This window comes from Acinetobacter sp. Colony158, assembly GCF_019264745.1.
GTDB lineage: Bacteria > Pseudomonadota > Gammaproteobacteria > Pseudomonadales > Moraxellaceae > Acinetobacter > Acinetobacter ursingii.
Genome location: NZ_CP078523.1, coordinates 675,275 through 686,085, shown reverse-complemented (window position 1 = coordinate 686,085; position 10,811 = coordinate 675,275). Strand labels below are relative to the sequence as shown.

Here is a 10,811-nt window from a genome sequence, read left to right as displayed (position 1 = left end):
CTCTTGTACAGCATTTTCTATCGACCAATTTTCAAAAATAATTCGATACATTGCCACACTAGCACCTGTTCGATCTGACCCATGATAGCAATGCAATAAAACCTTTTGGTGGTTTTGTTTTGCGATTTGAATCTGTTGCATCACTTCTAGTAAATCTTTTCGATTGATGGCCCATGTATGAATCGGGATATGAACTAAATTAAATTCTTGTGGATCAAGCACTTTGAGATCATCATTACGACTACGTAAATTAATGATGGTCTGAATCTGCTGTTGTCGTAATTCTGGTATTAGTGCTTGTGAAGGTTGCTCGCTGCGATACAGATCATGGCTAATTTTATAAAAATTATGCTCTGCATGAAGCAAATTCCCCCAATGTGGTGGTCGTTGCTCAGGGGAAAGCGAGGGATGGGTAATACAGCCTGATAGATTTAAAGTGAGTATGATCAATACGGGAGAAAATAAGGTTTTTTTCATGATAATGGTCGATAGCGTAAAAATTCTTGAATATCATGCGCACAAATCAATTCAATGTGTGGTTCATGTTGAGCTAAATATTGGAGTTGTTTGAGATTGGCTAAACGCATTTTATTGTCATACGCGAGCATACTTTCAAATACATGTAGTCCTTTCAGTTTCTGTTTGGAATCTAATTCCTGATGTGAAAAATAGGCATCCCCACAAAATAACATCCAGCCCTCTGCTTGTTTAATCGCAATCCCGCAGTGCCCAGCCGAATGCCCCAATAAAGGAATCATTAAAATTTCATCCTGAAATAATGGCAACCCCATCACTTTTTCCAGATTGAACCAACTTTCTCCTTGAGTATGTTCAATGAAATTCCAAAGACGATGTTGCTTAAATTGGTTGTTCTTATAACGAATACGATTTTTGAAGGACAATAATTGTGTGGCATTAAATTCGGATGCCAACACATGTACGGTAGCTTGGGGAAAATCAGAAATACCACCCGCATGGTCAAAATCCAGATGACTCACAAAGATATGCTGCACATCTTTGGGATTTAATCCGAGTTGTTGAATTTGCTGAACAGCGCTGAGTTGAATATTGATTTCAATTTTTCCAAATTGATGGATCAGTCTGCCCAGTCGTTGCTGAGTATGTAAATAATCTTGTAAACCTAAACCCGTATCAATCAACACCAACCCACGATCAGTTTCAAGCAATAAACAATGACAAATAATATGTGCCTGTAAGCCTGTTTGACTGACTAGAGGGGCGCATGCAGGGCACATCGTACCGCAATGCAAATGATGAATGTTATGAATCATAAATTTATTGTTTTTAGGACATTATCTTCTTTATAACCTAGTCCGTGAGTTTTACCAAATCTACTCATTATAAAAAGTACCCATCATGACGATGGGTACTGGGTGGAGAAACGGTGAGATGAGTTATTGTTTTGAGATTTATTTTTATTATTTAATGCAATCTTCATGCTTGTAAAGCATGGAAGAATTACGGTCTTAAATGACGTGCTTCGCTTGTTTTGATAAAGATTGAAGTATCACATTCAAACACTACGCGCTTCGCTTGTCTTGCACAAAATTAAAGCGTTGCTTTAACCTCTTCACTCACAGCATAGCTGTTCATCTCCTTTTGAAGACTTTAAGAGTTTTGTTCTTAGACTACGCGCTTTGCTTGTCTTGCGAAGAATTGAAACGATGTTTCAATTCTTCTCAGGCTGTGGTGTCAATCTTAGGTAAGGTTTGACGGCTTTATAGCCTTTCGGAAAACGTTGTTTGATTTCTTCTTCATCTTTGAGTGAAGGCACAATCACCACATCTTCACCTTGTTGCCAGTTTGCTGGAGTTGCGACTTTATGATGGTCTGTCAGTTGTAATGAATCTACGACCCGTAATATTTCATTAAAATTACGACCTGTTGACGCAGGATAAGTAATAATCAAACGAACTTTTTTATTGGGGTCGATAATCACAAGCGAGCGTACAGTGGTGGTTTCACTGGCATTAGGATGAATAAATCCATACAGCTCTGAAACCTTACGATCTTTATCGGCGATGATCGGGAAGTTGACTGTGGTGTTTTGAGTTTCATTAATATCTTTAATCCAGCCCTGATGGGATTCAACATCATCCACTGAAAGTGCAATCGCTTTGACTCCACGTTTTTCAAATTCATCTTTAAGTTTTGCGGTATAGCCAAGTTCAGTGGTACATACAGGCGTGTAGTCCGCAGGATGTGAAAATAAGATTGCCCAATCATCAGCTAAAAACTCATAAAAATTAATTTCTCCTTCACTGGATTGTTGTTCAAAATTAGGGGCGGTATCACCTAAACGTAAGCTCATTGCAAAAACCTCATAATATTGTGATGTGTTGTATGACCTTAAATATGCAGGTTTTTTATTGCATTTAAAATTATTGTTTTCGCATGTTGTTATGAATTTTTAAGATATAGAGTGGGGGCTTGATTAAAAAATAGATCAGAAAATCGCATGCAAATCGGTGTAAGTTAAATCCAAATTTGCTACATTAACGCTCTTTGGTTAAGCAATGTTAGAGTCATCTAGCAGATTTTTTCGCTGTTTGGGCGTAAAACCCTTGTAGTTCTTATTTGTGGCTCCATAATAACAGCTAAGAAAAAATTAACCGACCTAGGGTTTGTTGCTATTGACAGACCTTATAACAAACAGGATTAGAGAGTTTATTCATGTTGGCAAGTCTGATCGGAGGTATCTTCGGTACAAAAAATGAGCGCGAACTTAAACGCATGCGTAAAATTGTTGATCAAATCAATGCGCTCGAGCCGACGATATCAGCACTAAGCGATGCAGACTTATCTGCAAAAACTCCAGAATTTAAAGAACGTTATAATAATGGTGAAAGTCTGGATAAATTATTGCCAGAAGCTTTTGCCGTATGTCGCGAAGCGGCAAAACGTGTCATGGGTATGCGCCATTATGATGTGCAATTAATCGGTGGTATTACCTTACACGAAGGTAAAATCGCAGAAATGCGTACAGGTGAAGGTAAAACTCTGATGGGTACGTTGGCCTGTTATTTAAATGCCTTAAGTGGACAAGGCGTTCATGTTATTACGGTCAATGACTATTTGGCGCAGCGTGACGCTGAGCTCAACCGCCCATTGTTTGAGTTTTTGGGATTGAGCATTGGTACGATTTACTCTATGCAGTCTCCTGTTGAGAAAGCTGACGCTTATCAAGCGGATATCACATATGGTACCAACAATGAATTCGGTTTTGACTATCTGCGTGACAACATGGTGTTTTCACTGCCAGAGAAAAAACAGCGTGGTTTGAATTATGCCATTATCGATGAGGTCGATTCGATCTTGATCGATGAAGCACGTACACCGTTGATTATTTCGGGGCAAAGTGAAGATTCTTCTCAACTTTATGCCGCGATCAATAACATTCCACCTAAACTTCGTGCGCAAAAAGAAGAAAAAGTGGCCGATGGTGGGCATTTCTGGATTGATGAAAAACAGCGTTCAGTTGAAATGACTGAAGTGGGTTTTGAAACTGTTGAGCAAGAACTGATTGCCATGGGTTTATTGGCAGAAGGCGAGAGCCTTTATTCTGCTAGTAACTTAAGTCTGGTGCATCATGTCACCGCTGCGATTCGTGCACACTTTTTATATCATCGTGACGTTCATTATATTATTCATGAGGGTGAAGTGATCATCGTCGATGAGCATACTGGACGTACTATGCCAGGTCGTCGTTGGTCAGAAGGTTTGCATCAAGCAGTCGAAGCCAAAGAAGGTTTGGAAATTCAGCCAGAAAACCAAACACTTGCAACAACCACTTTCCAGAACTATTTCCGCCTATACAAAAAGCTTTCAGGTATGACAGGTACTGCTGATACTGAAGCAGCGGAAATGAAAGAAATTTATGGACTAGATGTGGTGATTATCCCAACCCATCGTCCAATGGTTCGTTTAGATCAAAATGATTTAATTTACCTGAATCGTAACGGTAAATACGATGCGATTGTGCAGGAAATTAAACGCATTCAGGAAACCCGTGCACCAATTTTGGTGGGTACGGCAACTATTGAAGCCAGTGAAGTGTTATCGCATAAGTTGACTCAGGCAGGCATTAAGCATGAAGTCCTTAACGCGAAACAACATGAGCGTGAAGCGGATATTATTGCGCAGGCAGGTAGTCCAGATTCAGTCACGATTGCAACGAATATGGCTGGTCGTGGTACGGATATTATTTTGGGTGGTAACTGGAAAGCCAAGCTAGCTAAAATTGAAAATCCAACCCCTGAAGATGAAGCGCGTTTAAAAGCAGAATGGGAACATGATCATGAAACCGTGCTGAATGCAGGCGGGTTACATATCGTCGGTTCTGAGCGTCATGAATCACGTCGTATTGATAACCAGTTACGAGGTCGTGCAGGTCGTCAGGGTGACCCTGGGGTATCACGCTTTTATTTATCACTTGAAGATGATTTGATGCGTATCTTCGCAGGTGACCGTGTGGTTGGTATGATGCGTGCCATGGGTCTCAAAGAAGATGAAGCCATTGAACATAAAATGGTGAGCCGTTCGATTGAAAATGCACAGCGCAAAGTCGAAGCCCGTAACTTTGATATTCGTAAGAACTTATTGAAGTATGATGATGTCAATAACGAACAACGTAAGATCATCTATTCGCAACGCGATGAAGTTTTAGCTGAAAGTACGCTGCAAGATTATATTGAAGAAATGCATCGTGATGTCATGAAAGGCATGATTGCGAATTTTATTCCACCTGAATCGATCCATGATCAGTGGGATGTAGAAGGTCTGGAAAATGCCTTGCGCGTTGACTTGAGTATTGAGTTGCCAATTCAACAATGGCTCAATGATGATCGCCGTCTAGATGAAGAAGGATTGGTAGAACGAATTACTGATGAAGTAATTAATCGCTATCGAGCGCGTCGCACCCAAATGGGAACTGATACCGCCGTTACCCTTGAACGTCACTTTATGTTGAATTCACTGGATCGCCATTGGAAAGATCATTTGGCGGCGATGGATTATCTGCGTCAAGGGATTCATTTACGTGGATATGCTCAGAAAAATCCTGAACAGGAATATAAAAAAGAAGCCTTTAACTTATTCATCAATATGTTAGGCATTATTAAATCTGACGTCGTGACTGATTTGTCACGCGTTCATATTCCGACACCAGAAGAACTGGCAGAACTTGAAGCTCAACAACAGCAACAAGCAGAAGCGATGCGCTTATCTTTTGAACATGATGAAGTTGACGGCTTAACTGGAACAGTGACTCATCACGAGATTGAAGAACAAGCGCCACAGCAGCAAATTACGCCACCTGCGAGCCGTAATGCGCCATGCCCATGTGGATCTGGACTCAAATATAAACAATGTCATGGTCGTATTTAATCGTGAGATAAAGTTCGTGCCATAAAAGATCCTGATTTAAAAAAAGCAGAACATTTATGTTCTGCTTTTTTTACGAGATGTTGCAAGCTGTGAATAGTATTTGCAGTTTGTTCGATTAAATGGTATTTACTTGCACATCTTGAAGTGAAAACTGGTAAAGACAATGAAAAAAGTATTAAAAACATTAGTAATGACGGCTTTAACGATTCCAGCATTTACATTTGCTGCAACAGAAAATGCACAGCCAACCCAAACCACGACTGTTGACAAAGTAATGGCTGCGCAAGGTAATACTACAGCTCAAGCAACTGTTCAGAATCAAACGACGACTTTAGTCAGTCCAAGAACAGGAATTCGCTATACGCTGGGTAATACAGGAACTCGCCCTATTATTTTTAAAACAGCGGCGATTAGTGCTGCCAACTCTGCAAATGTAAGTCGCATTGTCGCGACTAACCCTGCGCTTTCTGCGGCGAGTCAGGAAAAAGCCAAGCAGGCTTTATTGGGGACATCTGCTCAACTTGCGGCCAATTAAAAAGTCAAAATTTAAAAACCAGCAAGATTGCTGGTTTTTTTATTGCTGTAAAGTGAGTTTGAACGCTCGATTTTTATGGTATTTTGAACTAAGCTTTTCTTTTTCTATAACGAATTCATCGGATATTCAAAATGGCTGTTGGTGACGTAACAATGCCGCATATGCATGTGGTAAAGGGTGTAAAAATTGGTTCAACCCAAGCGTATGTGCGTTATCCCAATCGACGAGATTTAGTGGTGTTCGAGTTTGTTGAAGGTTCGCAGGTTGCGGGTGTTTTTACCCAAAGTACTTTTGCCGCTGCGCCCGTTTTACTCAGCAAAAAACATTTAAATGAAAGCTCAGCAGTACAACAGCCGCGTTATCTCATTATTAATACTGGTAATGCCAATGCTGCAACAGGAAAACTCGGTTTAGAAAATGCGACTAAAACCTGTGCCAAACTGGCTGAACTTGCTCATGTACAACCTCATCAGGTTTTGCCTTTTTCAACAGGCGTGATTGGTGAACAGCTCCCGATCGAACGTTTATTAAATGGCATTCAACCTGCGTTAGACACATTAGATGAAGCAAGTTGGACAGATGCTGCATTTGGGATTATGACCACGGATACCGTGCCTAAAGGGGCGTCTGAACAGTTTGAACTCGATGGTATCACTTATACCATGACTGGTATTAGTAAAGGTGCTGGGATGATTCGTCCCAATATGGCAACCATGCTGAGTTTTGTCGCAACCGATGCACCGATTAGTCAGGCAATGGTTCAACAGCTATTGCAGACTACAGTCGAGCATTCATTTAACCGTATTACCATTGATGGTGATACCTCAACCAATGACTCCTGTATTTTTGTGGCAACAGCACAGGTGGGTGGACAGGAAATTCAGTCGCGCACTGATCCACGCTATACCGTGGTGCTTGATGTACTCACCCGTATCATGAATCGTTTGGCACAATTAATTGTGCGAGATGGTGAAGGCGCTACCAAATTCATCACTGTGACTGTCGAGGGTGGAGCCAATACCCAAGAATGTTGTGATGTCGCGTATAGCATTTCAGATTCACCACTGATCAAAACCGCTTTATTTGCTTCCGATCCAAACTGGGGACGGATTGTCATGGCGATCGGTAAAGCGGGCATTCAAAACTTGGATAGCAGCAAAGTTCAGGTCTGGTTGGGTGATGTGCAAATCTGTCTGGATGGTGGTGCAAATCCAGATTACACCGAAGAAATGGGGGCTGCGGTGATGGCGGAAAAAGAAATTACCATACGTGTTGATTTGGGACGTGGTCAGGCGAAGGACACTGTTTATACCTGCGATCTGTCTTATGATTATGTGAAAATCAATGCAGATTACCGATCTTAAATATTTCGCTATAATTTAAGCTATAATCAGGCCTCCTCTGGGAGGCTTTTTTAACTGTCAGCTTTTGGTTCTCAAGTTATCAAATCATAGCCAGTAACTTGTGATGTAACGTTACAAGCATGCCAGCCCGTATGCAAAAGGATGAGAAGACGTTTATGAGTAGTGCGAATTTAATTGCGAACGACGCAAAAAACATTGTGCAGGCGCATTTAGATCGTTTAGGTGAGCCGAAAGATCAACACTTAAGTCCAGATGTTAAACAGGCAAAATTTACGGAAATTGCAGCAGAACTCAAAAAAAGGAATGCTGTGTTAGTCGCACATTATTATTGTGATCCTGATGTACAGGAGCTGGCAGAGCTGACTGGTGGATGTGTTTCTGACTCACTGGAAATGGCTCGTTTTGGACGTGATCATGCGGCGAGCACTCTGGTGGTGGCAGGTGTTAAATTTATGGGTGAGACGGCTAAAATCTTGTCTCCAGAAAAAACCATTTTAATGCCCACTTTGGAAGCCACTTGCTCACTGGATCTAGGCTGTCCTGTGGATGAATTTACAGCATTTTGTGATCAGCATCCTGATCATACTGTTGTGGTATATGCCAATACTTCTGCCGCAGTTAAAGCACGTGCGGATTGGGTGGTAACATCGAGTTGTGCCGTAGAAATTATTGAGCATTTAGACAGTTTGGGTGAAAAGATTATCTGGGCGCCAGATCAACATTTAGGGCGTTATATCCAAAAGAAAACAGGTGCTGATATGTTGCTTTGGGATGGGGCTTGTATTGTACATGAAGAATTCCGCGCTCGTGGTATCGCCAATATGAAAGCACTGTATCCAGATGCAGCTGTGTTGGTTCATCCCGAATCTCCAGAATCGGTAGTGGATATTGCAGATGCTGTGGGTAGTACTTCACAGTTGATCAAAGCCGCACAAACATTGCCACATCAGCGTTTAATTGTCGCTACGGATCGTGGCATTTTTTATAAGATGCAACAAGCGGTTCCAGATAAAATTTTAGTTGAAGCACCAACTGCGGGTGAGGGCGCGACTTGTCGTTCTTGTGCACATTGTCCTTGGATGGCGATGAATGAGCTGGATGGAATTCTGCATGTATTACAACATGCGGATCAGGAAATACACGTCGACGCCGCTTTGGCACAACGGGCTAAACTTCCTCTGGATCGGATGTTGGCGTTTAGTGCATCACTAAAACGCTAAAATGCTGCTTAAATATACATTCGATAAGGATTTTTAATTTTTTTTAATTCTAGGTGTTGACGTAATCACACGCCGCGCCTAGAATGCACACCGTACCGCACGATGTGCGATATAGCAAAAGCTGAGATAAATCGGAGCATAGCACAGCCTGGTAGTGCACCTGGTTTGGGACCAGGGGGTCGTAGGTTCGAATCCTACTGCTCCGACCATTTAAAATATTTTGATGTATTTGATATTTTAAATTCGGCGAAATATCGCATGATAGACATATCATCGGTTACGCGCCTGTAGCTCAGTTGGATAGAGCATCCGCCTTCTAAGCGGATGGTCACAGGTTCGAATCCTGTCAGGCGCGCCATTCGGTAGCTTGGTACTAAGAATCAAATGTTATGGTGGATGTAGCTCAGTTGGTAGAGCCCTGGATTGTGATTCCAGTTGTCGCGGGTTCGAATCCCGTCATTCACCCCACTCTTTTAAAGAGAGTATCGGAGCATAGCACAGCCTGGTAGTGCACCTGGTTTGGGACCAGGGGGTCGTAGGTTCGAATCCTACTGCTCCGACCATTTAAAACTTAAGTTTTAAAATAGATAAAATATCCGCTTAAATGCGGTTTTTTTATGTCAGAAATTTATTTCTTTCAAAATATCTCCACCACATGATTGTCATGGAGATTTGAAAATTTTAAGTTTAAGGAATAATAATTACAGCAACACGACGATTTGCAGCACGATTTTCTTCAGTCGTATTGGGTACTAAAGGTTGTTCAGCACCGCGACCAACAATCTGTATATTTTGTACTTTAAAACCATGCGCTATGAAAATATTAGCAACGCTCTGTGCACGTTCTTGGGATAACTTCAAATTATATTGAGGAGCTCCAATATTGTCGGTATGTCCAACGATTTTCACTTTTTGCAAATCATATTTTTGCAATTGACGACTTAAACGTGAAATTTCCTGCTCATGTGCAGGTTGAATCTCTGTTTTATCGAAATCAAATAACAATCGTTCTGGTAAACCGAGTGTCCAGCCTTCATCGGTCAGTACGAATCCTTCCTTTTTTAACATACGGACTTGTTTATATTTTAATGGGCCAAAACTTAAGCAACCAGAAAGTGCAATACAAATCATTGTTAAAAATGAAATTTTCAGGGAGTGGTTAAGCATATGGAATTCCAAAATTAAGGTTTATAAATAAACCAGTGGTGAGTTAAATGTTTTGCTTTATACATCGATTGATCGGCTTGCATAATCAAATCTTCTGGCGTAGTGGCGAATCTTGAAAATGCGATGCCTAAACTAAAGCTGAATTCAATAGATTGCCCTTCAAATATGATCGGTGCTTTGCTACTGGCAATTAAATTTTCAGCAATCGTAATCAGGTGTTCAACTTGGTGAATGGATTGCAAAATGACGGCAAATTCATCTCCACCCAGCCGCGCAATAAAATCTTGATGTCTCAGCTTTGATTTTAAACGCTTCGCCATTTCTTCTAGCACGGCATCACCCGCTAGATGTCCAAATTGATCATTAATTTGTTTGAAATTATTATTATCAATAAACATCAAAGCGGAATTCTGCCGTTTCTGGTGATCTTCAAATAAATTAACTAGTTCTTGATAAAAGTAGCTTCGATTTGGGAGTTGAGTTAAATGGTCATGATGTGCTTTAAATGATAATTGATGATTTTCATTTTGTAGATGTGTATGCCACGTTTGAATTTCTTCCAATAATTGATTAAATACATCATTTAAATCTTGAAACTCTTTAATATTATTATTTGGAAAACGTAGGTTATATGCTTTTTGATCGCTGACGACTTGGGCAATCTGAGTCAATGGGCGCATGGATTGCATAATATAACGATAGGTCATGTTGGTCGACCACCATAGCGCCATGACAATAAAAATCATGGCAATCGCAAGGCCAATTAAAATGGTAATAATAAACTGAATAATTTTTTCTGAACTTCCAAAAAGAACCAATTCACCAATTTTGTTGTTGTGATGATAAACTGTTAATTTAATAGGATCTTTTAGAAAAACATAATCTAAAAAGCTTTGGAGCTGACTATAATAAACAGGGGGTTTTGAACTCGATGCCAATTCTAAATGATTTTTGTCATAAATATGGATCGTACGAATCGAATGCTGCTCCGTATATTCATTTAAAATTTGTTGCAATGTGAGTTGATCTTTAAAAACCAATGCAGGCTGAATCCGTTCACTCACGGTCAACCCTAAAATATTCAAATTTTGTTTGGCATAAGTTTCAATGGTAAATAAT

General features: G+C 40.5%; 9 protein-coding genes and 4 tRNA genes. 8 read left to right on the top strand and 5 right to left on the bottom strand.

Features of this window, described 5'->3' with window-relative positions:
* From JR005_RS02585 to JR005_RS02575, 3 genes are all read right to left on the bottom strand, one after another.
* Window positions 1-477 (bottom strand): dual specificity protein phosphatase family protein (locus JR005_RS02585; RefSeq protein WP_218665513.1); only part of this gene is annotated, 477 nt, incomplete at its 3' end.
* On the bottom strand, window positions 474-1,292 hold the full coding sequence (locus tag JR005_RS02580) for an MBL fold metallo-hydrolase (RefSeq protein ID WP_125269244.1): 819 nt from the start codon (window positions 1,290-1,292) through the stop codon (window positions 474-476). The genes JR005_RS02580 and JR005_RS02585, both read right to left, overlap by 4 nt.
* A gap of 398 nt (window positions 1,293-1,690) precedes the next feature.
* Window positions 1,691-2,332 carry a peroxiredoxin gene (locus JR005_RS02575; RefSeq protein WP_125269243.1) on the bottom strand — a complete coding sequence of 214 codons (642 nt, stop codon included), beginning with the start codon at window positions 2,330-2,332 and terminating at the stop codon, window positions 1,691-1,693.
* 362 nt (window positions 2,333-2,694) lie between these two features.
* Between JR005_RS02575 and secA the strand changes: the two genes are divergently transcribed.
* The 8 genes from secA to JR005_RS02535 all read left to right on the top strand — a co-directional run bounded on the left by secA (window position 2,695) and on the right by JR005_RS02535 (window position 9,088).
* Window positions 2,695-5,406 carry a preprotein translocase subunit SecA gene (secA, locus tag JR005_RS02570; protein WP_125269242.1) on the top strand — a complete coding sequence of 904 codons (2,712 nt, stop codon included), beginning with the start codon at window positions 2,695-2,697 and terminating at the stop codon, window positions 5,404-5,406.
* Window positions 5,407-5,569: 163 nt separating this feature from the next.
* Entirely contained in the window at window positions 5,570-5,941 is a 372-nt protein-coding gene (locus tag JR005_RS02565; protein ID WP_125269241.1) for a hypothetical protein, read from the top strand.
* A gap of 131 nt (window positions 5,942-6,072) precedes the next feature.
* A complete protein-coding gene (gene argJ, locus JR005_RS02560) occupies window positions 6,073-7,305 on the top strand; it encodes a bifunctional glutamate N-acetyltransferase/amino-acid acetyltransferase ArgJ (RefSeq protein WP_125269240.1) in 1,233 nt (410 codons plus the stop codon).
* A gap of 155 nt (window positions 7,306-7,460) precedes the next feature.
* Window positions 7,461-8,525 carry a quinolinate synthase NadA gene (gene nadA, locus JR005_RS02555; protein ID WP_125269239.1) on the top strand — a complete coding sequence of 355 codons (1,065 nt, stop codon included), beginning with the start codon at window positions 7,461-7,463 and terminating at the stop codon, window positions 8,523-8,525.
* A gap of 132 nt (window positions 8,526-8,657) precedes the next feature.
* Window positions 8,658-8,734 (top strand) — tRNA-Pro (locus tag JR005_RS02550).
* A gap of 72 nt (window positions 8,735-8,806) precedes the next feature.
* Window positions 8,807-8,883 (top strand) — tRNA-Arg (locus JR005_RS02545).
* A 34-nt stretch (window positions 8,884-8,917) separates the two neighbouring features.
* Window positions 8,918-8,993, top strand: a tRNA-His gene (locus tag JR005_RS02540).
* An 18-nt stretch (window positions 8,994-9,011) separates the two neighbouring features.
* Window positions 9,012-9,088 (top strand) — tRNA-Pro (locus JR005_RS02535).
* Between the two features lie 124 nt (window positions 9,089-9,212).
* On the opposite strand, the gene JR005_RS02530 is transcribed toward JR005_RS02535, so the two are convergent.
* Window positions 9,213-9,692, bottom strand: coding sequence for an OmpA family protein (locus JR005_RS02530; protein ID WP_125269238.1), 480 nt, complete (start codon window positions 9,690-9,692; stop codon window positions 9,213-9,215).
* Window positions 9,693-9,706: 14 nt separating this feature from the next.
* A partial coding sequence (locus JR005_RS02525) for a sensor domain-containing diguanylate cyclase (RefSeq protein ID WP_218665512.1) occupies window positions 9,707-10,811 on the bottom strand: 1,105 nt, incomplete at its 5' end.